Annotated in this window: 25 protein-coding genes; 10 read left to right on the top strand and 15 right to left on the bottom strand. The window is 69.2% G+C overall.

Translation table 11 applies throughout. The features are described 5' to 3' along the window. Nucleotides 1-186: 186 nt before the first annotated feature. Entirely contained in the window at nucleotides 187-1,899 is a 1,713-nt protein-coding gene (locus D3869_RS31915) for a sensor histidine kinase (RefSeq protein ID WP_247896090.1), read from the bottom strand. Nucleotides 1,900-2,158: 259 nt separating this feature from the next. On the opposite strand from D3869_RS31915, the gene D3869_RS31910 reads away from it, so the two are divergent. Continuing rightward, a complete protein-coding gene (locus tag D3869_RS31910) occupies nucleotides 2,159-2,545 on the top strand; it encodes a response regulator (RefSeq protein WP_137143597.1) in 387 nt (128 codons plus the stop codon). 30 nt (nucleotides 2,546-2,575) lie between these two features. Beyond that, nucleotides 2,576-3,643, top strand: a complete 1,068-nt coding sequence (locus D3869_RS31905; protein WP_137143596.1) for a metal-dependent hydrolase — start codon at nucleotides 2,576-2,578, stop codon at nucleotides 3,641-3,643. An 11-nt stretch (nucleotides 3,644-3,654) separates the two neighbouring features. Here the strand turns inward: D3869_RS31905 and D3869_RS31900 are convergent, their stop codons facing one another. From D3869_RS31900 to D3869_RS31865, 7 genes are all read right to left on the bottom strand, one after another. After that, nucleotides 3,655-4,365, bottom strand: a complete 711-nt coding sequence (locus tag D3869_RS31900; RefSeq protein WP_137143595.1) for an ABC transporter ATP-binding protein — start codon at nucleotides 4,363-4,365, stop codon at nucleotides 3,655-3,657. After that, nucleotides 4,352-5,110, bottom strand: a complete 759-nt coding sequence (locus tag D3869_RS31895; protein ID WP_137143594.1) for an ABC transporter ATP-binding protein — start codon at nucleotides 5,108-5,110, stop codon at nucleotides 4,352-4,354. Before D3869_RS31895 ends, D3869_RS31900 begins: the two co-directional genes overlap by 14 nt. After that, nucleotides 5,107-6,120: a branched-chain amino acid ABC transporter permease gene (locus D3869_RS31890; RefSeq protein ID WP_137143593.1), complete on the bottom strand. Its 1,014-nt coding sequence runs from the start codon at nucleotides 6,118-6,120 to the stop codon at nucleotides 5,107-5,109. Before D3869_RS31890 ends, D3869_RS31895 begins: the two co-directional genes overlap by 4 nt. Then, complete coding sequence (locus D3869_RS31885; RefSeq protein WP_014198978.1) at nucleotides 6,120-6,989, bottom strand: branched-chain amino acid ABC transporter permease; 870 nt, start codon at nucleotides 6,987-6,989, stop codon at nucleotides 6,120-6,122. Before D3869_RS31885 ends, D3869_RS31890 begins: the two co-directional genes overlap by 1 nt. Before the next feature lie 57 nt (nucleotides 6,990-7,046). Further along, a complete protein-coding gene (locus D3869_RS31880; protein WP_137143592.1) occupies nucleotides 7,047-8,243 on the bottom strand; it encodes an ABC transporter substrate-binding protein in 1,197 nt (398 codons plus the stop codon). Nucleotides 8,244-8,509: 266 nt separating this feature from the next. After that, nucleotides 8,510-9,874, bottom strand: a complete 1,365-nt coding sequence (locus tag D3869_RS31870) for an MFS transporter (protein ID WP_137143591.1) — start codon at nucleotides 9,872-9,874, stop codon at nucleotides 8,510-8,512. A 95-nt stretch (nucleotides 9,875-9,969) separates the two neighbouring features. Further along, complete coding sequence (locus D3869_RS31865; RefSeq protein ID WP_137143590.1) at nucleotides 9,970-10,917, bottom strand: Gfo/Idh/MocA family oxidoreductase; 948 nt, start codon at nucleotides 10,915-10,917, stop codon at nucleotides 9,970-9,972. A 474-nt stretch (nucleotides 10,918-11,391) separates the two neighbouring features. Here D3869_RS31865 and D3869_RS31860 point away from each other — a divergent pair, with 474 nt between their 5' ends. Genes D3869_RS31860 through D3869_RS31835 form a run of 6 tightly spaced genes read left to right on the top strand, consistent with a single transcriptional unit; the run spans nucleotide 11,392 to nucleotide 15,986 of the window. Further along, nucleotides 11,392-12,126: a PIG-L deacetylase family protein gene (locus tag D3869_RS31860; protein ID WP_137143589.1), complete on the top strand. Its 735-nt coding sequence runs from the start codon at nucleotides 11,392-11,394 to the stop codon at nucleotides 12,124-12,126. Beyond that, entirely contained in the window at nucleotides 12,126-12,797 is a 672-nt protein-coding gene (locus D3869_RS31855) for a 4-carboxy-4-hydroxy-2-oxoadipate aldolase/oxaloacetate decarboxylase (RefSeq protein ID WP_137143588.1), read from the top strand. Before D3869_RS31860 ends, D3869_RS31855 begins: the two co-directional genes overlap by 1 nt. After that, nucleotides 12,790-13,848, top strand: coding sequence for a 4-oxalomesaconate tautomerase (locus D3869_RS31850; protein WP_137143587.1), 1,059 nt, complete (start codon nucleotides 12,790-12,792; stop codon nucleotides 13,846-13,848). Before D3869_RS31855 ends, D3869_RS31850 begins: the two co-directional genes overlap by 8 nt. Before the next feature lie 26 nt (nucleotides 13,849-13,874). Next, nucleotides 13,875-14,750, top strand: coding sequence for an amidohydrolase family protein (locus D3869_RS31845; protein WP_137143586.1), 876 nt, complete (start codon nucleotides 13,875-13,877; stop codon nucleotides 14,748-14,750). 41 nt (nucleotides 14,751-14,791) lie between these two features. Then, nucleotides 14,792-15,139, top strand: coding sequence for a protocatechuate 4,5-dioxygenase subunit alpha (locus D3869_RS31840; RefSeq protein ID WP_137143585.1), 348 nt, complete (start codon nucleotides 14,792-14,794; stop codon nucleotides 15,137-15,139). Nucleotides 15,140-15,143: 4 nt separating this feature from the next. Further along, nucleotides 15,144-15,986, top strand: a complete 843-nt coding sequence (locus D3869_RS31835) for a class III extradiol dioxygenase family protein (RefSeq protein WP_137143584.1) — start codon at nucleotides 15,144-15,146, stop codon at nucleotides 15,984-15,986. A gap of 121 nt (nucleotides 15,987-16,107) precedes the next feature. Here the strand turns inward: D3869_RS31835 and D3869_RS31830 are convergent, their stop codons facing one another. From D3869_RS31830 to D3869_RS31820, 3 genes are all read right to left on the bottom strand, one after another. Continuing rightward, on the bottom strand, nucleotides 16,108-17,313 hold the full coding sequence (locus D3869_RS31830; protein ID WP_247896089.1) for an NAD(P)/FAD-dependent oxidoreductase: 1,206 nt from the start codon (nucleotides 17,311-17,313) through the stop codon (nucleotides 16,108-16,110). 29 nt (nucleotides 17,314-17,342) lie between these two features. Then, a complete protein-coding gene (locus D3869_RS31825; protein WP_137143582.1) occupies nucleotides 17,343-17,666 on the bottom strand; it encodes a 2Fe-2S iron-sulfur cluster-binding protein in 324 nt (107 codons plus the stop codon). 97 nt (nucleotides 17,667-17,763) lie between these two features. Beyond that, nucleotides 17,764-18,927 (bottom strand): cytochrome P450, encoded by a 1,164-nt coding sequence (locus tag D3869_RS31820; RefSeq protein WP_137143581.1) that lies wholly within the window; start codon nucleotides 18,925-18,927, stop codon nucleotides 17,764-17,766. A 183-nt stretch (nucleotides 18,928-19,110) separates the two neighbouring features. Between D3869_RS31820 and D3869_RS31815 the strand changes: the two genes are divergently transcribed. Continuing rightward, nucleotides 19,111-20,028, top strand: coding sequence for a helix-turn-helix domain-containing protein (locus D3869_RS31815; protein ID WP_137143580.1), 918 nt, complete (start codon nucleotides 19,111-19,113; stop codon nucleotides 20,026-20,028). A 13-nt stretch (nucleotides 20,029-20,041) separates the two neighbouring features. Here D3869_RS31815 and D3869_RS31810 read toward each other — a convergent pair whose 3' ends face one another. From D3869_RS31810 to D3869_RS31795, 4 genes are all read right to left on the bottom strand, one after another. Next, complete coding sequence (locus tag D3869_RS31810) at nucleotides 20,042-20,962, bottom strand: NAD(P)-dependent oxidoreductase (protein WP_137143579.1); 921 nt, start codon at nucleotides 20,960-20,962, stop codon at nucleotides 20,042-20,044. Nucleotides 20,963-21,108: 146 nt separating this feature from the next. Then, the gene (locus tag D3869_RS31805) at nucleotides 21,109-22,335 is read right to left on the bottom strand and encodes a LysR family transcriptional regulator (protein WP_137143578.1); all 1,227 of its coding nucleotides are present in this window, start codon (nucleotides 22,333-22,335) and stop codon (nucleotides 21,109-21,111) included. A gap of 120 nt (nucleotides 22,336-22,455) precedes the next feature. Further along, nucleotides 22,456-23,391, bottom strand: a complete 936-nt coding sequence (locus tag D3869_RS31800; protein ID WP_247896088.1) for a hypothetical protein — start codon at nucleotides 23,389-23,391, stop codon at nucleotides 22,456-22,458. 173 nt (nucleotides 23,392-23,564) lie between these two features. After that, nucleotides 23,565-24,098: an RNA polymerase factor sigma-70 gene (locus tag D3869_RS31795; protein ID WP_137143576.1), complete on the bottom strand. Its 534-nt coding sequence runs from the start codon at nucleotides 24,096-24,098 to the stop codon at nucleotides 23,565-23,567. Nucleotides 24,099-24,252: 154 nt separating this feature from the next. Here D3869_RS31795 and D3869_RS31790 point away from each other — a divergent pair, with 154 nt between their 5' ends. Further along, nucleotides 24,253-26,670: a TonB-dependent siderophore receptor gene (locus D3869_RS31790; RefSeq protein WP_137143575.1), complete on the top strand. Its 2,418-nt coding sequence runs from the start codon at nucleotides 24,253-24,255 to the stop codon at nucleotides 26,668-26,670. Nucleotides 26,671-26,677: the final 7 nt, after the last annotated feature.

Here is a 26,677-nt window from a genome sequence, read left to right as displayed (position 1 = left end):
AAGGATCAAATTCACTTCGGGAAAAGAGACCCAGAGCGGATGGCCGGGGCGGAGAACGACATGCCCCGAAACAACTTTGATCTGTTCCAGATGGGGCGACCCGTCGGCTTTTACAAGCGAATACTGACCGGCGGCACCTGGATTTCCGGAAGAGAATTGGGCCCGTACAGGATGCTGTGATCCCCTTCACGCGTGAACGGCGACGGGGCGGCTCGCATCGGCGGTGAACGGAACGCTGACCGTGGCGGCGCAGCCCGGTCGGGCTTCGAAAGATATGGTGCCGCCGACCTGCCGGACAAGCGCGTCGACGAGCGTCGTGCCGATTCCCCCCTTGGGCGGCATGTCCGGGCAGCCGACGCCGTCGTCGGCCACGGTCATCGTCAGACGATCGCCCGCCTGCCGCAGCCGGACCGTCACCGTTCCGCTCCTCCCCTCCGGGAAGGCGTGCTTCAGGGCGTTGACGACGAGTTCGTTGGCGATCAGGCCGAGCGGCGTCGCGAGTTCGATGGAGCAGGCCACGTCGTCCGCATCGGCCTGGATGGTGATCGCCTCGTTCGGGAGAAGCTCCTGAAGGGCGTCGCAGAGCTGGCGCAGGTGCGCTCCGAAATCGACGTTCATCAGGTCGCCGGAGGTGTAGAGCTGCTCGTGCAGGCGCCCCATCGAGGTCACGCGCCCGGCCAGCGCCTCGATGCGGCCCCGCGACAGGTCCCCCTTGGGCAGGCGGCGCATCTCCACCATCATCAACCCGTAGATCACCTGCAGGTTGTTCTTCACGCGGTGGTGGACCTCGCGAAGCAGGATGGTCTTTTCGGCAACGGTGCCGCGGAGCCGCCGATCCGCCTCCTGCAGGTCGCTCACATAGGTGTGCAGCGCCCCGGACAGCGTGGCCGCCTCCGTGTAGCGGCCGGTCAGAGGCAGCTCTGGCATCGCGCCGTCCGCGCCCGCGGCCTCGACGGCCCTGGACATGGCGCGCAGGGGCGCCGACAGCCACGTCGCCAGGACGTGACCGACCAGGACCGCCAGCAGGCTGGCGCCGATTCCCCACGCGATCACCCGGTTCCGCAGCTCGGCGACCGGCGCCATCGCCTGATCGACCGGCTGGCGGAGCACGACGCTCCACCCCAACCCGGGATAATCCCGGTAGCCCTTCGTCCGCGCCACGCTCGTCAGGAAGCGGCGCCCGTCCGGCCAGGATTCGACCCAGGCGCGCCGCTCTGGCGTCGACGCGAAGGCCAGCGGCTTGCCCACCAGGGGTTTGGGTCCGAGAATCACCGTGCCGTCGGCGGCGAGGATCATCGCCTCGACCGCGGCATCCTCGGAAATCTGGCCGAGCACCGAGCGTTCGACCTCCGACGCCCAGTCCCAGCTCAGATGGGCGGCGACCACGCCGGTCAGCGTCCCTTGCTCGTCGCGCACCGGTGCCGCCAGATCGACGAAACGCGGAACCTCCATCCGGTTGGCGTAGAGAAGCTTGCCCAGAACCACCGCGTCGTGCACATCGCCGACGTAGGGCCGGTCGAACCCCTGCTTCCACCATCCGCGCGCGCTCACGTCCATGCCTTCATAGACACGGCCCGTCGCCGCCTCCAGAAGGCCGGTCGGCCGGATGAAGCCGATCCAGGCATAGTCCGGATAGCTGTCCTGAAGCTTCTGGAGGACGGCGCGCCGTGAATCGCGCGACGTTTCGGTCGCGCGGATCGTCTCAAGGCTCGTCACGACGAGAAGGTCGCGGTAGCGCTCGAACATGCCGCGGTCGAGCTTGTCGGCTACCTGCCCGGCGTAGAGGTGCAGTTGCTCGCCGATCACGCGCTGCAGCCGCTCGCCGGCTTCGACCTGCAGAATCGCGGCCGTGCCGGCCGTGAAGGCCAGCCCGACACCCCCCAGGCACGCAATCAGCATCGTCCTCAGGCCGATTTTCAAGGTCGCAGGTCTTCCATTGGTGAAGGCTTCGCCCGGCGCCGCCCTGCCGGTTCGCAGCAGGAAGAATGCACACATCCCCGCCGAACGAACAAGGGGTAGAGGCCCCCAAAATGGCCGAAGAAACAACCATAGCCCGTTCAGCTTTGTTTTTCATCGCGTCGCCGGTTACAATCGTACCTGGAGCTGGACCGCATCGTCCCGCACCCAGGACTGTGTTTACTCTGTACGGTGATCCGCCATGACCGAACCCCGCCACATCCTGCTGGTCGACGATGAAGCCATCGCGATCATGGCGCTGGAGCATGGCCTGATGGACGAGGGGTTCCGGGTCACCACGGCCTTCAATGGCCAGGAGGCCCTGGACATCTGGCGGGACGATTCCTTCGACGCCCTGGTCACCGACCTCAAAATGCCGGTGATGGCCGGCGACGAGCTGATCCGCAATCTGCGGAGCGAGGAGCCCGGCCTGCCCGTCGTGGTGGTCAGCGGCTACGCCACCGGCGAGGTTTCCGAGAAGCTGAAGGTGAGTTTCCCGGAGCCCATCGCGATCATGCCCAAGCCGGTGCGCGTCGAGGAGATCTCCGGCGCGTTGAAGAGGATGCTGGCGGTCGCCCCCGGCGCCTGACGCCAGCGCATCACCACATCACCAGGGACCATGGACACCGTCACCCAAATGCTTCTCGGGGCCACGGTCGCGCAGGCCGGCTTCCGCCGCCGGCTGGGCCGCCGCGCGCTGGCCGTCGGCGCGGGCATCGCGCTGATCCCCGACCTCGACGTCGCCGCCGGCTGGATCGGCGGCCCCTTCGCCAACTGGGTCCATCACCGCGGCCTGACCCATTCGATCCTGTTCGGCCCGGTTGCCGGGCTTCTGCTCGGCTGGCTGGTCTGGCGCTGGCAGCGCCGGCGCCATGGCCCGGACAGCCCGTCCGGCGACGGCGAGGCGCGGCGCGCCTGGATCTGGCTGGCCATCCTGGCGCTGATGACCCACCCGGTGATCGACGTCTTCACGTCCTACGGCACGCAGTGGCTCTACCCGCTCACCACCACGCGCTTCGCGATCAACGCGATGCCGATCATCGACCCGATCTACAGCCTGATCCTGCTGGTCTCGCTGGTGGCCGGCGTCGCGCTCCGCAAGCGGGCGGCCCTGGCGCAGGACATCGCGGGCGCGGCGCTGATCCTGGTGACGGCCTACACGCTCGGCGGTTGGGCCATCAACGACCGCGTCGAGGCGCTTGCCAAGGCCCAGGTCGGCGTGACCACGGAAGTGACGGCCTACCCGACCCTGTTCCAGCCGGTGCTGCGCCGGGTGGTGGCGGAAACGCCGGACGCGGTGCTGGTCGGCTTCCACTCCGTGCTGAGCGACGGGAAGATCCAGTGGGAGCGGTTCGAGCGGCAGCGCTCGCCGGCCATCGCGGCGGTCGCGGCGACTCCGGAGGCCGAGGTCTTCCGCTGGTTCTCGATGGACAATCTCATCTGGCGCGAACAGCCGCTGGAATCCGGGAACACTCTGGTCCAGGCGCTCGACCATCGCTACGGCATGCCGGGTGTCTCATCGCTCGGCTTCTGGGGCATCCGGGCCGTCGTCGACCCGGCGGGGAGGCTGGCGGGTCCGGTGGAGACCTTCCAGACTCCCCGTGACGCCTCGCGGACGGCTTGGCAGGACCTGTGGGTCCGCATCGTCGGCACGGGGCCGGCGGACCGGACGGTCAGCGCCGATTGATGCCGTAACCCTCACGCCGCCAGCGCGACGCCGAGGTGCCGCTCCATGAGGGCGTGGTCGTCCCGCAGAGCGGCGGCCGCCCCCTCATGCACCACCTGACCGCGTTCGAGGATCACCGCGCTCTGCGCGAAGTCCAGGGCGCGGTCCACCTGCTGCTCCACTAGGATCAGGGTGACGGTCAACTGCGCCAGCGCCTGCATCAGCTGGTCGCAGATCACCGGAGCCAGGCCCTCCAGCGGCTCGTCGAGCAGCAGCACCGTCGGCCGGCCGAGCAGGGCGCGGGCGACCGACAGCATCTGCTGCTCGCCGCCGGAGAGCGCGCCCCCGCCGTTGCCCCGCCGCTCCTTCAGGCGGGGAAACAGCGCGTAGGCCTCCTCCAGGGCCGAGCGCGGCCGGCCCTTCAGCCCGGTGACCAGATTCTCCTCCACCGTCAGCGAACGGAAAATGTCGCGCGTCTGCGGCACATAGCCCAGCCCGGCCGCCGCCCGTGCCGAGGAGGTGAGGCCGCCCAGCTCGACGCCGTCCAGCCGGATGCTGCCGGCGTGCCGCGTCGTCTGCCCGACCAGAGTGGCCAGCGTCGTGGTCTTGCCCATGCCGTTGCGGCCCAGCAGGGCCAGCCGCCCGCCCGCCGGCACAGTGAAGGACAGCCCTTCGACGATGCGGGTCTCGCCATAGCCGGCGGTCAGGCCGGTGACTTCCAGCGTCCCTTCAGTGCGGCGCATTGGCCCGGCTCCCCAGATAGACTTCGCGGACGCGCGGATCGGTGGCGATCTCCCGTGCCGTGCCGCTGCACAGCAGGCGGCCCTGCGCCAGAACAACGATCCGCTTGGCGAAGCGGAAGACCAGATCCATGTCGTGCTCGATCATCAGCACGGCCAGATCGGCCGGCAGACGGTCCAGCGCGTCGAGGATGCGGTGGCTTTCCGAATGCGGCACGCCGGCCGCCGGCTCGTCGAGGATCAGGAGTTTCGGTTTCAACGCGAGCGCCAGCGCGATCTCCAGAAGACGCTGCTGCCCGTAGGCCAGCGCCCCGATGGCGGTGTCCGCCATCGGGATCAGCCCCATGCCATCGAGCAGGCCGGCCACCTCGTCGGCCAGCCCCGGCGCGCGCCGGACCGAGGCGAAGAGGCGGAAGGTCCTCCGCTCGCGCTCCAGAACGGCCAGCTCCAGATGCTCGCGCACCGTCATCGAACGGAACAGCCGCGCCACCTGAAAGGAGCGGATCAGGCCGAGGCGCACCCGCGCCTGGGCCGGCAGCCGGGTGACGTCCTGCCCGGCCAGCCGGATGGTGCCGGCGCTGGGCGCCAGCACGCCGGTCACCAGATTGACGAAGGTCGTCTTGCCCGCCCCGTTCGGCCCGATCAGCGCGCAGCGCTCGCCGGGATGGAGCGCCAGCGTGATGTCGGCCGACACCTGCAAGCCGTCGAAATTCTTGCTCAGCCCTTGAACGTCGAGAAGCGCGGTCATGCCCGGTTCCCCTTTATGAAACGGTCGGCGAGCGAGGCGATGCCTCCCGGCAGGAACAGCACGGTCCCCATCAGGAACAGGCCGATGAACAGCATCCAGTGGAAGGGATCGATCGCGGCCATCACGTGATGGATCGTCATGAAGGCCACCGTGCCGATGATGGCGCCGACGAGCCGCCCGGCGCCGCCGAGCACCAGCATGACCAGCGCCTCCGCCGACCAGGAGAAGCTGACGCTGTCCAGCCCGACGATGCCGCTGGTCACCGCGGTCAGCGCCCCGGCCACACCGGCGAACACCCCGGCGACGGCGTAGAGCGTGACCAGATAGCGGCGCGGCGAACCACCCAGGGCGGCGACGCGCAGCGGGTCCTCCTTCACCCCCCGGCAGGCCAGCCCGAAGGGCGAGCGGACGATGCGCCGCGCCACCAGGAAGCCGATCAGAAGCACCGCCAGCGCGAACAGGTAGGAGGTGCGCCCGAACATGTCGAAGCGGAACAGGCCGAACAGCGGGCTGGGCTCGATGCCCGACAGGCCGTCGCTGCCGCCGGTGAGGTCGCGCGCCTTGTTGACCACCTCCTGGACGATCTGCACCACCGCGATGGTCAGCATCAGCAGCGTCAGGCCGCGCGCGTGCAGGATCAGCGCGCCGGTGACCAGGGCGACCAGACCGCCGGCCAGACCGCCGACGGCGAGCAGGACGAGCGGGTCGCTCACCAGATGCACCGCGGCGATGCCGGCGGCGTAGGCCCCGGTGCCGAACATCGCCGCGTGCCCCAGCGTGGCGATGCCGCCGAAGCCGAGCACGAGGTCGAGCGACAGGACGTAGAGCGCCGTCGCGGCGATCCGCGTCATCAGGCCGAGATCGTTGGGAAACAGCCAGAAGGCGGCCAGCCCGGCGGCGGCGAGCAGCGGAACCGCGGCCCCGCCGAGCGCCCGGCGGAACCAGGGCTCGCGCGCGGAGACCTGCGGAGACGGATCGATGGCCACCGCGCCCGTGTGACGTCCGTTCATCAGGCCGCCCTCCCCTGGAAGAAGCCGTGCGGCCAGCGGAACAGGATCAGGATCAGCGCGGCGTAGAAGAAGAACTCGCCGAAGCTGGGGATCAGGTACTTGCCCGCCGTGTCCACGATGCCCAGCGCCAGGGCGGCGGCGGCGGAGCCGAGGATGTTGCCCGCCCCGCCAACGGCGACCACCGCCAGGAACAGGACGATGTAGCGGATGGCGTAATAGGGCTCCAGCGGCAGCAACTCCGCCCCCAGCACGCCGCCCAGCGCCGCCAGCCCGGTGCCCAGCGCGAAGGTCGCGGTGTAGAGGCGCTCCGTCCGGATGCCCAGCGCCGCGGCCATGTTCGGGTCGTCCACGGCGGCGCGCAGCTTGATGCCGAAATCGGTGCGCTCCAGCAGCCACCACAGGCCCAGCACGGTCGCCGCCCCCATGGCGATGACGAAGGCGCGGTGCACCGGGATCGACTTCGGCCCGATCGCCACGGTGCCGAGCAGCGCGTCCGGCAGCGGGATGCGCTTCAGCGTCGGGCCGAACAGGTAGTTGATCCCGGCGACGATGACGAAGGTCAGGCCGATGGTCAGCAGCACCTGGGCCAGCTCGTTGGCGGAGCCGTAAATGCGCCGGTACAGCAGCTTCTCCAGCGGCAGCGTGGCGAGCACGGTGAACAGGATCGCCGCCACCAGCCCCACGGCGTAAGGCAAGCCCAGCCCCTGCGCGGCGTAGGAGGCGACGTAGCCGGCGACCATGGCAAAGGCGCCGTGCGCGAGGTTGACCACGCGCATCAGGCCGAGCGTGACCGACAGGCCGACGGAGATGATGAACAGGATCATCCCATAGGCGACCCCATCCACCACGATGCCGAAAAGCGTTTCCATCAGGAACTCCAGCGCGGACGGGCCCCCTCCCCTTGGGAGGAGGGGCCGTCGATGGTCCTATTTGCCGGCCTTGAAGCCGTAGTCGGGCTGGTCGGGGAAGCCGGCGACCTCGGTGTTCTGCAGCCGGCCGTCCTTGCGCTCGGTCACGCGCAGGTAGATGGTCTGGGTGATGTGGCGGGACTCCGGGTCGATCCGCACCGGCCCGCGCGGGCTTTCCCAGGCCATGCCCTTGACCGCCTCCACCGCCTTCGCCCCGTCGCTCTTGCCGCCCGTCGCCTCGACCATACGGTAGATGACGTGCGCGCCGTCATAGGCGCCGACCGAGGTGAAGGTGACGATGTCGGACGCGCCGAACAGCTCCTTGTGCTTGGCGAGGAACTGGCGGTTCAGGTCGGACTCGTGGGCCTGGCTGTAGTTGAAGGTCGTGGTGATGCCGACCGCCGCGTCGCCGAGCACCAGCAGGTCCGGTTCCTGCGTGATGTCGCCGGGGCCGAAGAACCTGATCCCCGCGGCCTTCAGGCCGGTGTCGCTGAAGGCCCGGGCGAAGCCCAGCGTCGTCGGGCCGGCGGGCAGGAAGGCGTAGATGGCCTCCGCCCCGGAATCCTTGATGCGCTGCATGAAGGGGGCGAAGTCGGTGGACTTCAGCGGCATGCGGATGCTGTCGACCACCTTGCCGCCGGACTTCTCGAAGGTCTGCTTGAAGGCGGTCTCGCCGTCGATGCCGGGGCCATAGTCGCTGACGGCCGTGGCCACCTTGCGGATGCCCTGCTTGGCGACGTGCTCGGCCAGCGGCACGGTGTTCTGCCACAGGGTGAAGGAGGTGCGGACGTAGCGCGGCGACTTCTCGGTGATGGCGGAGGTCGCGGCGTTGAAGATCACGCAGGGGATGTTCGCCTCGTCGATCAGCGGGGCGACCGCCAGCGCGTCTGGCGTGAAGAAGAAGCCGGCGAGGTAGCCGACCTTCTCCTTGACCACCAGCTCCTGGGCCAGCGCCTTGCTCTGCGCCGGGTTGGCCTGATCGAGGTCCTTGTAGACGAACTCCACCGTGTTGCCGGCGACCGTCTTGCCATGCTGGGCCTGATAGACCTCGATGGCCTGCTTGAAAGTCTGGCCGACCGTGGCGAAGGGGCCGGAGAACGGCGCGATCACCCCGACCTTGATCGTGTCGGCCCAGGCCGAACCGGCGTTGCCTCCGACCCCGAAGGCGCACAGGAAGGCCGTGCCCAGCAGGGCCTTGCGAAATAATCCGGACATGTTTCCTCCTCGTTTTGAAAGCCCCCGTGCTTTTTCGTCGTTGATTGGGGGGCGTCTTGGCGTTCGCCGGGGCCGGATGCGCAGGCCGCCGATACCGTCACCACAGCAGGGATATCAGTGATCGCAGCGCTGCGCTCATTCGTTGGGCGAAGGCGCCATTCGTTTTTTGAATAACGTCCGGAGCGCCGCCGCAATGCAGCATGGGGACATGAACCAGAGACCGAGGGTGCCAAGCCGCAAAGCCTAGGGGTGGTCTATAGTAAAACTCAATGCCCCAGGGCTTCGACGGTCCGGCCCGTGCCGCTCGACCGGTCCTCGGGATGGACGAACTGCTTGACCAGCAGGGCCAAGGCGGCGACCAGACCCGGAACGGCAACGATGGCGAAGATGCTGGTGAAGTCGAGTTGTTGGCGGGCCAGCTCGGCGACCAGGAACGAGCCGCCGATCCCGCCGAAGCGGCCCAGCCCCAGCATCCACGCCACGCCGGTGGCCCGCCCGTGGGTCGGGTAGAAGCTGGCGGCCAGCGCCGGTAGCGAGGTCTGGGCGGTGTTCATGATGGTGCCCGCCGCGAAGACCGTGACCACCAGCAGCCCGAGGTTCCCGGCCACCTGCCCGATGGCGTAGACGGCGCCGTAGGTCAGCACGAAGCCGAAGGCGATGATCCGGTTGGCGTTGAAGCGGTCCATCAGCCAGCCCGACAGCACGGCCCCGACGCCGCCCAGCGGGAACAGCGCGGCGATCAGCGCGGCGTCGCGCGGCGCCAGCCCGGCGTCCTTGAACAGGATCGGCATCCAGTTGATGAGCGCGTAGAAGATCACCAGCCCCATGAAATAGGCGACCCACAGCATCACCGAACCGACCAGATAGCCGCGGGACAGCACGACCGCGATGCCGTTCCGCGTCTTGGTCGCCGGGGTCTTCTCGGTCATCACGAAGCCGGCCGCCCCGGCCGCCGTCTCGGAGATGCGGCGCAGCACGGCGCGGATGCGCTCCACCGGGTGGTTGTGGGCGACCATATAGCGGACCGATTCCGGCAGCAGGACCAGCAGCACCGCCGCCAGGACCAGCGGCGCGATCCCGCCCAGCACCAGCACGCTGCGCCAGCCCCACAGCGGGATCATCCAGGCGGCGAGGAAGCCGCCGAAGGCCGCGCCGAGCGGGAAGCCGCAGAACATGGCGTTGGTGACCATGGCCCGCCGCCCCTCGGGGCAGTATTCGCTCATCAGCGTGACGGCGTTGGGCATCGCCGCCCCCAGCCCGAGCCCGGTGACGAAGCGCAGCATGACGAGTTGGTCAAGGTTCGCCGAGAAGGCGGAGGTCAGGCAGGCGGCGCCGATGACCAGGACCGACCCGATCAGGATCGCCTTGCGGCCGAAGCGGTCGGCCAGGGGCCCGGCGGACAGGGCGCCAAAAGCCAGCCCGAACAGCGCCGCGCTCAGCACCGGCGCCAGAGCCGGCCGCGCGATGCCCCATTCCGTCGTCAGCGACGGGGCGATGTAGCCGATGGCCGCCGTGTCGAAACCGTCCAGAAGGACGATGAAGAAGCACAGCGCGAACACCAGCCATTGGTATCGCGAAAAGGGGTGCTCGTTGAGAAAGGCTTGGACGTCGACGCTGCGCGCGGTTGGCATGGGTTTCCTCCTCGGGGGGACTCGTCACGGGGCGTTTTTTTGTTTTGCGTCCCGTCTTCTTGGTTTTGGGAATTGCGGCCTCACGCTGTCCCTGCTCAGGCGCTCAGCGACGTCTCCAGCCGGTCGAGCGTCCGCATGGCCGGCAGGCACTGGGCCACGCTGGCGTTGGGCTCGCGCCCGTCGCGGATGGCGGCGAAGAACTCGCGGTCGATCAGCTCGATGCCGTTGGTCGACACGGTGAGGCCGCTGAGATCGATCTTGTTGTCCTTGCCGTCGTACAGATCGTCGTAGCGGGCGATGTAGGTCCCATTATCGCAGATGTAGCGGAAGAAGGTGCCCAGCGGCCCGTCGTTGTTGAAGGACAGCGACAGGGTGCAGATCGCCCCGGACGGCACCTTCATGCCGATGCTCATGTCCATGGCGATGCCGAGCTGAGGGTGCGTCGGCCCCTGCAGGGCGTGTACCTGGCTGGCGACCTCGCCGGTCTGGTACTGGAACAGGTCCACCGTGTGGCAGGCGTGGTGCCACAGCAGATGGTCGGTCCAGGTCCGCGGCTTGCCCAGCGCGTTCATGTTGGAGCGGCGGAAGAAATAGGTCTGCACGTCCATCTGCTGGATCGTCAGCTCGCCCGCCTGGACCCGGTTGCGGATCCACTGGTGGCTGGGGTTGAAGCGCCGCGTGTGACCGGCCATGGCGACGAGGCCGCTGGCTCGCTGCGCCGCGACCAGCCGTTCCGCGTCGGCCAGATTGTCGGCCATCGGGATTTCCACCAGCACATGCTTGCCGGCCTCCAGGCACTGGATCGCCTGGGTGGCGTGCACCGGCGTCGGGGTGGCGAGGATCACCGCCTCCACGTCGGTCCGCTCCAGGCTCTCGGCCAGATCCTTGGTCCAATGCGGGATGCCGCGCGCCTTGGCGAAGCCCTCGATGTCGTCCGGCTCGCCGCCGACCACCGAGACCACCTCGATGCCGTCGATGGCGGCGACCGCCTCCAGATGCTTCACGCCGAAGGCGCCCGCGGCGCCCGCCACACAAATCCTCATCGCGTCCTCTCCCGAAATCCCTTGCCTGGGCTGGGAGCCCTCCGCAGCGGCGGGTCCGGCTCCTCGCCCTTAATCCCTCATGATCGAATGGGTATCATCCCGCCGGCCGCCGGGGAAATTCGTTCGTCGAAGAACCCATTTGTTTTTTGAATAGCAACGGGGTCGAATGACGTGGAAAGAGCATCATCGAAGCAGATCCGAGACCGCTCTTCCATTGCGCAACAGAGCACCTTTGAGCACAGCCCCGTATGTCGTATAGCCATGATTCGACATGAGATTACGCATTACGTGGCATCTTCGTACCAACCCCGGGAGGCTTTCCCGCGTCCGGCACCCCATGGCGAGGCCCAGCCGAAAAAGGCACCTATAGCAAAACCAAATGATCCTGACGGGAGTTCGAAATAGGATTTGCCGGCGGGCCGGCGGATGATGGGCCATCGGATTTGGACTGCCCACACTGGGGAGCGGACATTCATGGCACAGAACAAAAGAGCGCTGGTGCTCAGCGCCCACTCGGCGGACTTCGTGTGGCGCGCCGGCGGCGCCATCGCGCTGCATCAGAAGAAGGGTTACGAGGTCACCATCGTCTGCCTGTCCTACGGCGAGCGCGGCGAGTCCGCCAAGCTGTGGAAACAGGAGGGCTGCACGCTGGACCACGTGAAGACGGAGCGCCGCAAGGAGGCCGAGGCCGCCGCCAAGGCGCTGAACGCCCACGACATCCAGTTCTTCGACCTCGGCGACTACCCGCTGGAGATCGACCGCGAGGCCAAGTTCCGTCTGGTCGACGTGATCCGCAAGGTGCAGCCGGCCTTCCTGATGAGCCACTCTCACTACGATCCCTACAACACCGACCATTCCTACGCGACCAAGATCCTGATGGAATGCCGGATGATCGCCCAGGCCTGGGGCCACAATCCGGGCCAGAAGGTGCTCGGCGCGCCGCAGCTCTACCTGTTCGAGCCGCACCAGACCGAGCAGATGGGCTGGAAGCCGGACGTCTTCCTCGACATCACCGAGGTGTGGGACAACAAGCGCGCCGCCATCGAATGCATGGCCGGGCAGGAGCATCTCTGGGATTATTACACCAACCTGGCGCAGAACCGCGGCAACCACTTCCGCCGCAACTCCGGCGGGCAGGCCGGCGGGCGCAACGCCCGCTACGCCGAAGGCTTCCAGTCGGTCTACCCCCGCACCGTGGATGAGCTGTGATGAACGTCGTCGTCCAAACCATCGAGCGGGCCGACCCGGCGGTGATTGCCGGTCTGGCCGAATGCGGCGTCGCCACCGTGCACGAGGCGCAGGGCCGCAAGGGCCTGCTGGCCTCCGCCCTGCGCCCGATCTATCCCGGCGCCCAGCTCGCCGCCTCGGCGGTGACTGTGCTGGCCCCGCCGGCCGACAATTGGATGCTCCACGTCGCCATCGAGCAGGTGACGCCCGGCGACCTTCTGGTGCTCGCCACCACCTCGCCGTCGGACGCCGGCTATTTCGGCGACCTGCTGGCGACCTCGGCCAAGGCGCGCGGCTGCGCCGGTCTGGTCATCGACGCCGGGGTGCGCGACGTCCGGACGCTGACCGACATGGGATTCCCGGTCTGGTCCCGCGCGGTCTGCGCGCAGGGCACGGTGAAGGAGACGCTGGGCTCGGTCAACCGGCCGGTGGTCTGCGCGGGCGCGCTGGTGAATCCCGGCGACGTGATCGTCGCGGACGACGACGGCGTCTGCGTGGTCCGCCGCGAGGAGGCCACCGACGTGCTGGCGAAGGCGCAGGACCGGCTGGCGAAGGAGGAGGAGAAGCGGGCGCGGCTGGCCGCCGGCGAACTCGGCCTCGACATCTACGGCATGCGCGGCCCGCTCGCCGCGAAGGGGCTGCGCTATGTCTGACGGCGTGCGCTGCCTCTGGATGCGCGGTGGGACCTCCAAGGGCGGGTATTTCCTGGCCGACGACCTGCCGTCCGGCACGGCGGCGCGCGACGCCTTCCTGCTGCGGATGATGGGCTCGCCCGACCCGCGCCAGATCGACGGGATGGGCGGCGCCGATCCGCTGACCTCCAAGGTGGCGGTGGTGCGCCGGTCGGAGCGGCCGGGCGTGGACGTGGACTACCTGTTCCTTCAGGTGTTCGTGGACAAGGCCATCGTCACCGACGCGCAGAACTGCGGCAACATCCTGGCCGGCGTCGGCCCCTTCGCCATCGAGCGCAGCCTCGTCCCCGCCCGCGACGGGGTGACGCCGGTGACCATCCACATGGAGAACACCGGGCAGGTGGCGGTGGCGGCCGTGCCGACGCCGGGCGGGGCGGTGACCTACCGGGGCGAGGCGCGCATCGACGGCGTGCCCGGCACGGCGGCGGCGATTCCCATCGAGTTCCGCGACACCGCCGGCTCCTCCTGCGGGGCGCTGCTGCCGACGGGCAACGTCGTGGACGTCATCGACGGCGTTCCGGTCACCTGCATCGACAACGGCATGCCGGTGGTGGTGCTGCGCGCCGCCGACCTCGGGGTGCGCGGCGACGAGACGCGGGACGATCTCGACGCCGACACGGCGTTGAAGGCGCGGCTGGAATCGATCCGGCTGCAGGCCGGGCCGCGGATGAACCTGGGCGACGTGACGGACAAGTCGGTGCCGAAGATGACCCTGGTCAGCGCGCCGGCCAACGGCGGGGCGGTGTCCACCCGGACCTTCATCCCGCACCGCTGCCACGCCTCCATCGGCGTGCTCGGCGCGGTCAGCGTCGCCACCGCCTGCGCGCTGGAGGGCTCCCCGGCCGCGTCGCTCGCCGTGGTCCCCGACGGCGCCACCCGGACGCTGAGCGTCGAGCACCCGACCGGCGAGATGACCGTGGTCCTCGACCTGGACGAGGCCGGAACGGTGACCCGCGCCGCCCTGCTGCGCACCGCCCGCAAGCTGTTCGACGGCACCGTCTACGCCGACTGACCTTTTTCCCCGAAGGGAGCCTTCCCATGGACGCCGACTACCGTCCCTTCCACCCCAACCCGAGCAAGCCGGCCTACACGCCGCCGCCCGGCGCGGTGGACGCCCACTGCCACGTCTTCGGCCCGGCCGACCGCTTCCCCTACGCGCCGGAGCGCAAATACACCCCCTGCGACGCGCCGAAGGAAAAACTGTTCGCCCTGCGCGACGATCTGGGCTTCGCGCGCAACGTCATCGTCCAGGCGACCTGCCACGGCAAGGACAACCGGGCGCTGGTCGACGCGCTGAAGGCCTCCAACGGGCTGGCGCGCGGCGTCGCCTCCGTCGGCCCCGCGATCACCGAGGGCGAACTGGCCGAACTGCACGAGGCCGGGGTGCGTGGCGTGCGCTTCAACTTCGTCAAGCGTCTGGTGGACGCCACGCCCAAGGAGGTCTTCCTCGGCATCGCCGACAAGATCGCCAGGTTCGGCTGGCACATCGTGGTCTATTTCGAGGCGCCGGACCTGGACGACCTCACGCCCTTCCTGCGCGAGCTGCCCACCACCATCGTCGTGGACCATATGGGCCGCCCGGACATCGCCAAGGGCGTGGACCACCCGCAGTTTCAGAAATTCGTCGCCCTGATGGCCGAGAACCCGAAGGTCTGGAGCAAGGTGAGCTGCCCCGAGCGGCTGAGCGTCCAGGGTCCGCCGTCCTACGACGACGTGGTTCCCTTCGCCCGCCTGCTGGTCGACCGCTTCACCGACCGCGTGCTGTGGGGCACCGACTGGCCGCACCCGAACATGACCTCGCACATGCCCGACGACGGGCATCTGGTCGACGTCATCCCCCGCATCGCCACCGACGAGGCCAAGCGGACGGCGCTTCTCGTCGACAACCCGATGCGGCTTTACTGGTCCGAATAAGCCCAAAAACGAGCGACAGAAACGAAAAGGAGGAAACACCCGTGACCGCACCCCACGAGCCGATCCCCGGCACCACCATCTTCGACGGCCGGATGGCCATGAAGGGCTATCCGCTCAACAAGATGTGCTACTCGTTCAACGAGGCGGCGGCCCGGCAGGAGTTCCTGGCCGACGAGGACGCCTACTGCGCCAAGTTCGGCCTGACCGAGGAGCAGAAGACGGCGATCAAGGAGCGCAACGCGCTGGCCCTGCTCGCAGCCGGCGGCAACATCTACTACCTCGCCAAGTTCATCGGCATGCTCGGCCTGAACGTCCAGGACATCGGCGCGCAGCAGACCGGCATGACGGTCGAGGAATTCAAGGCGAAGCTCAAGGCGGCGGGGAACTGAAACCATGGCCAAGATCGTCGGTGGCGTCACCACCTCCCACATTCCCGCGATCGGCAACGCCATCGCCAACGAGCTGTTCGAGGACCCCTATTGGAAGCCGTTCTTCGACGGCTATCCCAAGGCGCGCGACTGGCTGGCCGAGGTCAAGCCGGACGTGGCGATCGTGGTCTACAACGACCACGGGCTGAACTTCTTCCTCGACAAGATGCCGACCTTCTCCATCGGCGCCGCCCCCGAGTACCAGAACAAGGACGAAGGCTGGGGCCTGAAGCCGTTGCCGCCCTACCCCGGCGATCCGGAGCTGTCCTGGCACATCATCGAATCGCTGGTGAACGACGAGTTCGACATCTGCTCCTGCCAGGAGATGGCGGTGGACCACGGCTTCACCGTGCCGATGGCCCTGCTGTGGCCCGACCAGACCCAGCGTCCGGTCCGCACCATCCCGGTGGCGGTCAACACGGTGCAGCACCCGCTGCCGACCCCGGCGCGCTGCCTGAAGCTGGGCGAGGCCATCGGCCGCGCGGTGGCGTCCTACCCCAAGGACCTGAAGGTGGTCGTGCTGGGCACCGGCGGCCTGTCGCACCAGCTCGACGGCGAGCGGGCGGGCTTCATCAACAAGGACTTCGACCTGATGTGCCTTGAGAAGATCGTCGACGAGCCGGAGGCGCTGGCGAAATACTCCATCCACGATCTGGTCCGGCTGGCCGGCGCCCAGGGGGCGGAGCTGATCCTCTGGCTGATCATGCGCGGCGCGCTGGGCCGGAAGGTCTCGAAGATCCACAGCAACTACCACATCCCGATCTCCAACACCGGGGCCGGCCTGCTGGTCCTGGAGAGCGCGGCCTGATCGGGGCCCCCGCCGCCGTTGCCCCCCGTCCGCCGCCGCGTTCCCCGGCGGACGGGGGTCATAAGCGCAAGGCCGGTGCAGCGCGCGCTGCACCGGCTTCACTTGTTTCGCGGTCCGGCAGTCAGCGCGTCAGGGAGGCCAGCGGGAAGGTCTCGTCGGCAGCCTGATCGGGCGTCAGGGCGGCCTTGCGGTCCAGCAGCTTGCGGCCGACCATATGGTCCGCCGGGCGGTTGACGGAGTCGATGGCGACGAGGGCGCCCTCACGGAAATGGAAGGCCGAGAAGCGGCGGTCCTCCAACGAGCCGCGCAGCACCATCCGGTCGTGATCGGCGGACAGGCCGACGATCTGCAGCTTCACGTCATACTGATCGGACCAGAACCAGGGCGCCGCCGTGAAGGGACGCTCCCGCCCCAGCAGCGCGGCGGCGGCCGACTTCCCCTGCTCGACGGCGTTCTGCACCGACTCCAGCCGCAGCAGGGTTCCCGTGCCGGTGCGCCGGGCCGTGCAGTCGCCGACCGCGACGATGGCCGGATCGTCGGTGCGGCCGCAATCGTCCACCAGGACGCCGCCGTCGCACGCCAGCCCGCAGCCTTCGGCCAGCGCAGTGTCTGGGACGATTCCGACGCCGACCACCACCAGATCCGCCGGATGCGAGCGCCCGTCGGCGGTGCGCACGGCGGTGACGCGGCCCCCCTGCCCGTCCAGCCCGACCACCTTGGCCCCCAGCTCGACCGTCACGCCCTGCCCGCGGTGGAGGTCGGCGTAGAAGCCCGCCAGGAACGGCGTCGCCGAGCGGGCGAGCAGACGCTCAGCCGCCTCCAGGATGGTCACCTCCAGGCCGCGCTTGCGCGCCGCCGCCGCGACCTCCAGCCCGATGTAGCCGCCGCCGATCACCACCACCCGCGCCGCCCGGTCGAGCGCCGCGCGAATCCGCCGCGCGTCGTCCAGCGACCGCAGGCCCAAGACGCCGTCCAGTCCATCGCCGGTGATCGGCAGACGGCGCACCCGCGCGCCCGTGGCGAGCGCCAGCCCGCGATAGTCCAGGCGCCGCCCGTCCTCCAGACTGACTTGCCGGGCGGAGCGGTCGATGGCAGCGACGCGCGTTCCGGTGAGCAGGGCGATCCTCTGCCGCTCGAAAAACTCGGCGCCGCGGATGGCGAGCTGCGCCTCCTCCATCGTGCCGGCGAGAATCGCCTTGGACAGCGGCGGGCGGTGATAGGGGGCCGAAGCCTCCTCCCCGATCAGCGTGATGGGACCGTCATAGCCCTCGGCGCGCAGGGATTCGGCGACCTGCAAGCCGCCCTGCCCCGCCCCGACGATGATCATTCCCGCGTTTGCTTGCGCCGGGCCGCCCATCAGCTCTGGGCCTCCGGCAGGCGCACCACGATGCCGTCCAGCGCGTCGCTCACCCGGATCTGGCAGGACAGGCGGCTGTTGCTGCGGCGCTCCGACGCCGTGCAGCCGAGCATCTCCTCCTCCGTCTCGCTGGGCGGCGGCAGTGTGTCGACAACCGCCTCGTCCACGTAGCAGTGGCAGGTCGCGCAGGCGCACGAGCCTCCGCACTCGCCCTCGATGCCGGCGACGCCGCTTTGCACCGCGCCCTGCATCAGGGTCCAGCCCGTCGGGATGTCCACGACCTGCTCCAGGCCGTCGTGCTCGATGAAGGTGACCTTCGCCATGACCGAAACTTCCTTTGGAAAACCGTGTTCTGCGAAAACCGTGTTCTGCGTCCTGGCGCGGCCGGAGCCTCCCCCGGCCGCGCCGTCGTCCCCGCGATCAGCCGACCGCCAGTTCGAGGCGGGTCGGGCTGCGGAAGGTGGTGGAGGGCATCCAGGGCAGCTGGTCCTGCACGCGGACGAACTCCGGCACGCGCTTCAGGAACTCCTCGCAGGCGACGCGGGCGGCCAGACGGGCGAAGGCGGTGCCGAGGCAGGCGTGGACGCCGCCGCCGAATCCCAGATGCCCCTTCGGCTTGCGGTCGATGTCGTAGAGATGCGCGTTGGCGAAGCGCCGCTCGTCGCGGTTCCCCGATCCGTAGGCGAGGCAGACGAAATCGCCGGCGCGCATCGTCTGGCCGTGCAGTTCGACGTCCTTCTGCACACAGCGGCGGAAGCGCTGGGCCGAGGTGTTGAAGCGCAGCGATTCCTCGATGGCGTCGGGGATCAGCGCCGGGTTGGCGGCGAGCCGGCGGCGCGCGTCGGCGTGGTCGGCGAGGTTCAGGGCGAACATCGCGAGGAAGCCCGACAGGGATTCGATGCCGGCCATGATCAGCGTGGTGATGGTCATCTGCACCTCGCGGTCGGCCAGCTTCTCGCCGGCGACCTCGGCCTGGATCAGGGCGGTGATCAGGTCGTCGCCGGGTTCGCGCTTGCGCAGCTCCACCAACTCCTTGGCGTATTCGCTCATCCACTGGAAGGCGGCCAGATGCTCCGGCCCCTTCTGCCGGGTGCGGGGATCGGACTGCACCATCAGCACGGCCTTGTCGCGCACCATCCGCTCGTTCTCGCGCGGCAGGTTGAACAGGCCGAACAGCACGTCCACCGTGACCTTGCTGGAAACGTCGCTGACGAAGTCGAAGGTCTTCTCCCCCTGTACGGCGTCGAGCGCCCGGTTGGCCGAGGCGCGCACCGGCTCGGTCAGCCCCTCCACCGCCTTCTTGGTGAAGGCGAACTGGACGATGCTGCGCAGGCGGTCGTGGCGGGGCGGATCGGTGGTGCCCAGCGTGTTGCCGGCGCGGTTGGGCATCTCGTCCATCAGGTTGCCCTTGGCCGAAGAATAGGTTTCCCAGTCGTTCAGCGCGGTGACGATGTCGTCGTAGCGCGACAGCACCCACATGTTGGCCTCCTCGCTCCAGAAGCAGGGATGCTCGTCACGCAAGGTCTTGTAGAAAGGAAACGGGTCGGCATCGACGGCCGGTGAGTAGGGATCGAAGCGAAACATCGGGCGCACTCCTCCGACACCCGCGGCGGCGGGCGGCCAATTGGCGGTTTTTGGTTTGGATTGACGCGAACCGTTCAGGTCGCGAACAATTGCATCCTAGACGGGTTCGCCCTTGCCGCGGAATGGACGAAGCGGAAGGAAAATTGTACTTTTTCGACAAACGAAGGCGCGGGGGAGGACGGCATGGACCAGGCGGCGGAGGGGACGGCGCACACACGGTCCGGCTCAGTGCCGCTGTTCGCGCTCTACGGCGAGGAGGCCCGGCTCACCGACGCCGAATTCATCCACATCGAGGACATCGAGAGCCGCAGCCGCCTCTACGACTGGGGCATCGGCTCCCATACCCACCGCGGGCTGTTCCAGCTGGTGGCGGTGCTCGACGGCGGGGCGCGCGTGCAGATCGACGACCGGATGGCGGAGGTCGCCGCCCCCTGCGTGATCGTCGTTCCCCCGGCGGTGGTGCATTCCTTCCAGTTCCGGCCGGGCAGCCACGGCTATGTGCTGACGGTGGCCGAGGTGATGCTGTTCGACGGGGCCAGCGCGCAGAGCCGGCCGCTGTTCGAGGCGCTGTTCCTGCGCCCCTGCCTGATCGATTTCACCGACGCCCCGGCGGCGGCGTCGCGCGTCTCCACGCTGCTCGATCAGCTGATGACGGAGTTCCGCTGGCCGCAGCTCGGCCGGTCGGCGATGTGCGAGTGGCTGCTGCGCGGCGTCCTGCTGCTGCTCGAGCGCCAGCGCGCGGCGGCGGCCGGCGCCGACCCGGCGGAGCGCGTGCGCACCGAGCTGTTCTCCCGCTTCCGCGCGCTGGTCGAGGACCATTTCACCGAGCATTGGACGATCCCGCGCTACGCGGACGCGCTGGGGATCACGGAATCGCGGCTGAACCGCCTGTGCCGGCATCTCGCCGGCCGCTCCGCCTTCGAGGTGGTGCAGGACCGCCTGCTGCTCGAAGCGAAGCGCCGTCTGGTCTACATCGCCGCACCGGTGTCGATGATCGCCTATGAGCTGGGCTTTCAGGACCCCGGTTACTTCAACCGCGTCTTCAAAAGGCTGACCGGGAAGACGCCGGCCGCCTTCCGGCGCGAGGCGCGCGCCGGGTAGAGCTGGCTGTTTCTCATCGCTCCACCGGTTCAAGCCGCGCCAGAATGGCGTCGGCGAGCGCCCGGTAATCGCCCTCCCCGATGGCGCGGGCGTCCAGTTTCAGGTCGCCGATGCGCTGCTGCCAGTCGACGGCGGCGCGGGCCATGCCGCCGGCCAATCCCAGTTCATCGACGGTGCGCGCGACCTCGCGCATTTCGGCGGCACGGCGGACTCCGTGGGTCATGACGCGCTCCTGCATGTAGGCGGCGCGCTCCTTGAAGCCGAAACCGGGATAGGTGACGTCCAGGGACTCCAGCACCACCTCGTCCACCCCGGCCTTGCGCCCGGCCAGCACGCATTCGAGGAACAGCGCCTCCAGACCCTTCATCATGACGCTGCGGATCATCTTGATGGAGGAGGCGGTGCCGACCGGTCCCGGCGCCTCCCTGGCGCTCATCTCCAGGGCCGACAGGGCGTCCAAAGCCGCAGCGGCGTGCGGGCCGGCGACCAGCAGCGGCGTCTTGTGGAGTTTCGGATGGACCGGCGCCATCACCGCCAGATCGACGTAGCGCCCGCCCGCCGCCTCGACCGCCTGCGCCGACTCCCGCTTGGTGCCGGGCGCGCAGGAGTTGCCGTCGAAGAACAGCGCGCCGGGCGCGAGATGGGCGGCGGCGTTGCGGGCGGCGGCCTGCGCCTGATCGGCGGTGACCAGCGAGAAGACCAGCGCGGCCCCGGCCAAGGCGTCCTCCACCCGCTCGGCGCCGGTCACACCCGCCGCCACGTAATCGGCCCATTTGCGGGCGCGCACCACCCCGTCGGCAGACCCGGTCTTGATGTCGAAGGCGGCAACCGTGTCGGTCAGCCCGGCGCCCCGCCAGCCGGAGCAAAAGGCCGACGCCGCCTCCCCGAAGCCGATGAAGGCCACCTTGGCCACCCGCCGATTCTGCAAAGTCATCGCCGCCCCCACCCGTCCGTGCGCTGGGAGTCCAGCTCCCCTCCAACGGGCAGGACTAGCACGCCGGCAGGTTGGCGGCGCCATTCAATGACAGACCACCCTATCCATTTTTTGAATAGCGCTCGCTGCGCGTTTTGAATGGCCGCTCAGGGGCGGGGAACCGGCGAGACGGCCTGCTTTCCGGCCGCGCGCAGCAGGTCGAGAAAATGCGCCTGCGTCGCGGTCGGGCGCCACCCCCGGCGCACGGTGAGGCCGATGGTCCGCTCGGTGTTGGCCAGCTCCACGGGCAGGATGACCAGCAGCCCCAACTCGTGCTCATGCCGGATCTGGTGCGCCGAGATGAGGGTCAGGCGGTCGCTGCCCAGCAGCAGGCCGCGCACCAGGATCTGGGAGCTGGTCTCGACCAGCCCGCGCGGCGGGGCGTCGGCGAACAGCGCCTCGAACCGGTCGCGCGTCGGCGTGCCGCGCCGTGGGACCACCCATTGGCACCCCGCCAGCTCCTCCAGCGTCAGCGTCGGCCGACGCGACAGCGGGTGGAAGGCGCGCGCCACCACGACCAGCGGGTCCTCGAACAAGGGTTCCTGAACGACGTCGTCGATGGGCAACGGATCGCGCAGCGCGCCGATCAGCACGTCGATCTCGCCGTGGCGCAGCCCGTGCAGTAGGTCGTCGTAGGGGCCGTCGAGCACGTCGAACTGGACATCCGGACGTTCGCGCACCAGCGCGTTCACGGCGGTCGGCAGGATGAAGGGGCGCGACAGCGGCATGCTGCCGACGACGATGCGGGCGGTGTCATCGCCCAGCCCCTCGCCGACCTCCGCGAACCCCTGCTCCAGCTCCGTGATCGCCAGCTTCACATGCTGGACCAGCGCCTTGGCGGCGGGGGTGAGCGCGATGCCGGCGGCCGTCCGCGCGAACAGCGCCATGCCCGCCAGCCGTTCCAGATCGCGGGCGGCGCGGTGCAGGGTGGGTTGGGAGATGCCGACGGTGCGCGCGGCGAGGCTGAAATTGCCGGCGTCGGCGACCGCGGCCAGCGCGCGGATCTGCGCCGCCGTCAATAGCTGGTCAAAGTCGGCGACACCGCGCAGGCCGCCCTTGCGCCCGCCGATGCGGACCGCCTCGCGCGTGCCGGTGCGCAGGCGGTCCAGCGCGCGCTCCACGCGGTCGAGGAACAGCACGCCCATGGCCGACACCGCCATGCCGTCCGGCCGCCGCTCGAACAGGGGGGTGCCGACCTCCTCCTCCAGCTTGGCGATGGCCTGGGTGATGGCGGGCTGGGACAGATGCACATGCTCCGCCGCCTGGCTGATGCTGCCGCGCCGCGCCACCTCGCGGAACGCCCGCAGATGCCGGATGTTGGGAATGCCGTTCATCGGATCGTCCTGCTCCACAGCACCGCTGCCGGAGCGGCCATAGCAAAACTCAATGGCGCCAGCTTACCCTCGGGGCACCGATCCGTAAACAGGTCTGGGCTTGGCGCGCCGTGTGAATCGTTACGCCCCCGCCACGCGCTTGACCGCATCCATCATGCCGACAAACCCCTGGACCGAGCGGTACGGCCCCTGCGGATCGGCCGCCTGGGCGAAACAGGCGCGAAGCCGGTCCCAGTCCGGTGTCGGGCACTGTTCCTCGAACCAGGGGCCATGCGTCCGCCACGGGGCGAGCGCCGCTGCGACATCGGCCGGCAACACGCGCCCGTTGTCCCGTTCCTGTTCCAGGAAGGCCAGGGCCGACCGGCAGCCGCCGGCCATGTTCTCGGCAAAGACCCCAAGGCTGTCCGGGTGCAGGTGGGGACGCCCGTCCGGGTCGATGTAGAGGATGGGCAAGGCCGGCGCCAGCCGTGGGAACAGGGTGTTCGGCCAGACGGTGCCGCCCCAGTAGACCTGGGCGATCCGGGCGAAATGGGCCACCTCGACGACCGGTTCGAGTCCGCTCGTCTCCAGGGGCAGGATCTCGACCTTGGGCTTGGTGACGGTCACGGTGTCGTTGGCGGCGTCGACGTAGAGGGCGCCCATCTGCATGGCGTTCTGGAAGTAGCTGCCGCGCAGCGCCCCCCAGATCGGCGACAGGCGCCCGCCGTCGCGGACGAAGGCCGCCAGAGCCTGCGTGACCGGCGTGTCCGGGGCGGCGATCCGCCGGCGCAGCCGCTCGAAGACGGCGTCGCTGATTTCGCGGCAGAATCCCTTCGGATAAGGGTAGCGGCGCTTCGGGAAGGTCAGCCGGCCCTCCTCCCGATCCTGGTCGACGCCATGGCGCAGTTCCAGCATCAGCGCTTCCAGAGCGGCGAGGTGGGGGCCGAGCCACCGCTCCGTCAGGGCGCGCATCCGCTCGTCGGGCGGAACCAGGCGGCGGTGGTCCTGCCAGAGCCGCAACTGGCGGTCCAGCGGCGTTTCGGCGTCCGTCGGCGAACGGAGGAAGGCTTGCGTCACGGGCGGGCGGTCTCCAGGAAAGCGGCAACCGTCCATCCGGTCCGCGAAGCCAACTCGGGCGGACCAGCGCGCGGCATCCCCGATCTGGCCCCCGCCCGGTCCGATCCGGGTAAGGTAACGCCGTTGCCGGGCCACAGGTCAAGCGACCATCACGGTCGGCCCCGCCCCCCACCTCAGGGCGACGGGTCGGCCCGCTTCATCGCCTTGCGGCAGTGAACCAGCGCATCGCGAATCATGAAATTGACCAGCGTCGGCGACACGCCGAGGGACTCCGCGATGTCCTTCTGGCTGTGGCCGTGGATCCGGTGCATCTCGAAGGCGTAGCGGGTGCGTTCCGGCAGGTCGGCCAGCGCCGATTCGAGCGTTTGCAGGAGTTGGCGGTTCACGTTCACGCTTTCCGGCGAGGCCGCTTCCGGCGTGCTCACCGCCTGCCCTTCCTCCTCCGCCGCCAGCAGGCGCGATTCCAGGCCCTTCCGGCGGTAATGATCGATCGCCAGATTGCGCACGACCATCATCAGGTAGCCCGCCTTGGCCCGGATGGAACTGGTCGACTCCGTTCCCAGCAGCTTCACGAAGGCGTCCTGAACCACATCCTCGGCGTGGTGGCGGCACCCGGTGATCCGTTCGGCCACACCGATCAGCGACCGCCGATGCGTCGTGAAGACATCGGTCAGCGTCTGGTTCTCGGCGGTTCCTACCGGTCGCATGGGACGATCCTTGTGCAAAGCGACGCCGCGGCGGGGCGGCAATCCCCAAGGCTTGACAAGCCGTCGCAAGCTAATGCAACTGACAGTCATTTGCAAATGAGGAAACGGCAGAAATTCCCGAGGTGATTTCTAGTATTCGTTGCGCGAGTTCTGAATGACTCCGCGCCTTGCAGGCCCTCTGCTCGGCGGGCTGGCGCTCGGCTGGTCGGTGCTTGCGGCGCCACCCGCCGCCCTGTCCGGTTCCGCGCAACCCGCGGACCACGACAGGCCGCTGGCGATTCCGGCCCTTCCCCTCGGCGAGGCGCTGACCCGCTTCGGCCAGCAAACCGGTCTGCAAGTCCTCTACAGCCCGGACAGCGTGTCGGACCGCCGGTCGCGCGCCCTGTCGGGACGGATGGCCCCGGCGGCGGCCCTCGCCCGGCTGCTGGCCGGGACCGGCCTGTCCTTCGATCTGCAGGACCGGATGGTGACGATCGGTCGGCCGCCGGAGACCGCCGACGTCCTGCCCGCCCTGAGGGTGGAGGGCCGGCCGCCGCAAAGCGGGCGGACGGCGAGCCTCGCTAGTCCCGACCGCAGCGTCGGCCGCACCGAAACCCCCGTCGAAGACCTGCCGCAGGGGCTCTCGGTCGTCACGCGGGCCGATCTCGACCAGCGCGACGTCCAGGACATCAACGGCGCGCTGGCCTACAGCGCCGGAGTGCGCCCCATCGACTATCCCGGGGGCCAGGGCGCCATCGACGTCTACATCCGCGGCTTCCGCCAGAGTTCCGATGCCGTCCTGATCGACGGGCTGCGCAGCGGCTACAACCCCTATGGGCTGGAGTACGAGCCCTTCGGCGTGGAGCGGGTGGAGGTGCTGAAGGGACCGGCCTCCGCCATCTACGGCGCGATGCCACCCGGCGGCGCCATCACCCTGACCAGCAAGCGCCCGACCGGCGACCCGCTCCACCGGCTCCAGCTCCAGGGCGGCAGCCATGACCGGCGGCAGGTCACCGCCGACCTCAGCGACCGCATCGACGCCGGGGGATCGCTGCGCTACCGGCTGACGGCGCTGTCGCGGCGCAGCGGCACGCAGGTCGACCACACGCCGGACGACCGCCTCTATGTCGCCCCCGCGTTGTCCTGGTCGGCCGGCGAGGGCACCGAGATCACCCTGCTCGCCAGCCTTCTCGACTTCCGCAAGATGGGAGCGGAGCAGAGCTTCCCGGTGTCGGGCACGGTGCTGGACAACCCTTACGGCCGGCTCGGTTCCAGCCTGTTCCTGGGCTATCCGGGGGTGAGCTCCTACCGCTCGCGCACCCTCTCGGCCGGCTACGAGGTCCGCCACGCCCTGACCGGGGACTGGACGCTGCACCAGAGCCTGCGCCACAGCCGCAGCCGCGTCGGCTACCGGTGGAGTTCGGCGGACACCGGCGCGCTGGAGGCGGACCGTTATTACCGGTTCGGGCTGCAGGACCGGCCCAAAACCAGTTCCACCCTGCTCGCCGACGCCAACCTGCAAGGCGGCGTCACCACCGGGCCGCTGCGCCACAGCCTGCTGGCCGGCATCGATCACGCCCGCTACCGGGTGCATGAAACGCGGCGGAACGGCACGGTGGCCAACCCGATCGACGTCTTCGCCCCGGTCTATGGCGGCCCCTACGCCTGGGACGCGGCCCTTCTCAACGACCTGACCGACCGCATCCGCCAGAGCGGCCTCTATCTCCAGGACGAGATCGCCGTCGGCGGCTGGCGCGTGACGCTCGGCGGGCGGCTGGACTGGAGCACAAGCGGCACCCGTGGCCGCCTGTCCGACAGCGTGCCGGTGGAGACGACGCAGTTCGACCGCGCCTTCACCAAGCGCGTCGGGTTCGCTTACCGCTTCGACAACGGCCTGACGCCCTACGCCGGCTATTCGACCTCCTTCCAGCCGACCAGCGGCAGCGACGCGCAAGGCCGCCCCTTCTCGCCGAGCCGCGGCACGCAAATCGAAACCGGGCTGCGCTACCGGCCCGAGGGCGTCGACGCGCTGTTCACCGCCTCGCTGTTCCGCGCGGTGCAGCGCAACCTCACCGCCGCCGATCCGGACCATCCGGGCTATTTGGCCCAGACCGGGGAAACGCGGTCGCGCGGCGTCGAGCTGGAGGCACGAACGCCGATTGGCGAGACGACCGATCTGACGGCGGCCTACACCCACACCGACGCGCGGGTCACCCGCGACACCCCCGCCCCCGGCGGCACCGACAAGACCGGAAAGCGGGTGGCCTCGGTCCCGCGCCACGCCGCGTCGCTCTGGCTGCGCCAGCGTTTCGGAAACGGGCCGGCCGACGGCCTGACCGCCGGCATCGGGATGCGGTATGTCGGCGCGACGTACAACGCCGCGAACAGCGTGCGCGTCCCCGCCTACACGCTGGTCGATGTCAGCCTGGGCTATGAGCTGGACCGGCTCGGCCCGTCGCTCGACGGGGTCGGGCTGACGCTGACCGCGACCAACCTGTTCGACCGCCGCTATTTCGCGCCGGGCTTCTATGAGGATTCGGTCTTCTTCGGCAACCGGCGGGCGGTGCTGGCGACCCTGTCCTACCGCTGGTGACCGGCCC

It is taken from the genome of Azospirillum brasilense (genome assembly GCF_005222205.1).
GTDB classification, from domain to species: domain Bacteria; phylum Pseudomonadota; class Alphaproteobacteria; order Azospirillales; family Azospirillaceae; genus Azospirillum; species Azospirillum brasilense_G.
Note: the sequence above shows the minus strand (reverse complement) of the source record. Positions and strands in the feature narration are given on the sequence as shown.

Excerpts from the sequence above, each read along its gene's own strand:
- D3869_RS31885 (WP_014198978.1), bottom strand. The coding sequence starts at position 6,989 with ATGGAAACGCTTTTCGGCATCGTGGTGGATGGGGTCGCCTATGGGATG.
- D3869_RS31915 (WP_247896090.1), bottom strand. The coding sequence starts at position 1,899 with ATGCTGATTGCGTGCCTGGGGGGTGTCGGGCTGGCCTTCACGGCCGGC.
- D3869_RS31900 (WP_137143595.1), bottom strand. The coding sequence starts at position 4,365 with ATGCGCCGCACTGAAGGGACGCTGGAAGTCACCGGCCTGACCGCCGGC.
- D3869_RS31895 (WP_137143594.1), bottom strand. The coding sequence starts at position 5,110 with ATGACCGCGCTTCTCGACGTTCAAGGGCTGAGCAAGAATTTCGACGGC.
- D3869_RS31790 (WP_137143575.1), top strand. The coding sequence starts at position 24,253 with ATGACTCCGCGCCTTGCAGGCCCTCTGCTCGGCGGGCTGGCGCTCGGC.
- D3869_RS31795 (WP_137143576.1), bottom strand. The coding sequence starts at position 24,098 with ATGCGACCGGTAGGAACCGCCGAGAACCAGACGCTGACCGATGTCTTC.
- D3869_RS31830 (WP_247896089.1), bottom strand. The coding sequence starts at position 17,313 with ATGATCATCGTCGGGGCGGGGCAGGGCGGCTTGCAGGTCGCCGAATCC.
- D3869_RS31815 (WP_137143580.1), top strand. The coding sequence starts at position 19,111 with ATGGACCAGGCGGCGGAGGGGACGGCGCACACACGGTCCGGCTCAGTG.
- D3869_RS31855 (WP_137143588.1), top strand. The coding sequence starts at position 12,126 with ATGAACGTCGTCGTCCAAACCATCGAGCGGGCCGACCCGGCGGTGATT.
- D3869_RS31860 (WP_137143589.1), top strand. The coding sequence starts at position 11,392 with ATGGCACAGAACAAAAGAGCGCTGGTGCTCAGCGCCCACTCGGCGGAC.
- D3869_RS31850 (WP_137143587.1), top strand. The coding sequence starts at position 12,790 with ATGTCTGACGGCGTGCGCTGCCTCTGGATGCGCGGTGGGACCTCCAAG.
- D3869_RS31810 (WP_137143579.1), bottom strand. The coding sequence starts at position 20,962 with ATGACTTTGCAGAATCGGCGGGTGGCCAAGGTGGCCTTCATCGGCTTC.
- D3869_RS31905 (WP_137143596.1), top strand. The coding sequence starts at position 2,576 with ATGGACACCGTCACCCAAATGCTTCTCGGGGCCACGGTCGCGCAGGCC.
- D3869_RS31890 (WP_137143593.1), bottom strand. The coding sequence starts at position 6,120 with ATGAACGGACGTCACACGGGCGCGGTGGCCATCGATCCGTCTCCGCAG.
- D3869_RS31865 (WP_137143590.1), bottom strand. The coding sequence starts at position 10,917 with ATGAGGATTTGTGTGGCGGGCGCCGCGGGCGCCTTCGGCGTGAAGCAT.
- D3869_RS31910 (WP_137143597.1), top strand. The coding sequence starts at position 2,159 with ATGACCGAACCCCGCCACATCCTGCTGGTCGACGATGAAGCCATCGCG.
- D3869_RS31820 (WP_137143581.1), bottom strand. The coding sequence starts at position 18,927 with ATGTTTCGCTTCGATCCCTACTCACCGGCCGTCGATGCCGACCCGTTT.
- D3869_RS31880 (WP_137143592.1), bottom strand. The coding sequence starts at position 8,243 with ATGTCCGGATTATTTCGCAAGGCCCTGCTGGGCACGGCCTTCCTGTGC.
- D3869_RS31870 (WP_137143591.1), bottom strand. The coding sequence starts at position 9,874 with ATGCCAACCGCGCGCAGCGTCGACGTCCAAGCCTTTCTCAACGAGCAC.
- D3869_RS31835 (WP_137143584.1), top strand. The coding sequence starts at position 15,144 with ATGGCCAAGATCGTCGGTGGCGTCACCACCTCCCACATTCCCGCGATC.
- D3869_RS31805 (WP_137143578.1), bottom strand. The coding sequence starts at position 22,335 with ATGAACGGCATTCCCAACATCCGGCATCTGCGGGCGTTCCGCGAGGTG.
- D3869_RS31825 (WP_137143582.1), bottom strand. The coding sequence starts at position 17,666 with ATGGCGAAGGTCACCTTCATCGAGCACGACGGCCTGGAGCAGGTCGTG.
- D3869_RS31845 (WP_137143586.1), top strand. The coding sequence starts at position 13,875 with ATGGACGCCGACTACCGTCCCTTCCACCCCAACCCGAGCAAGCCGGCC.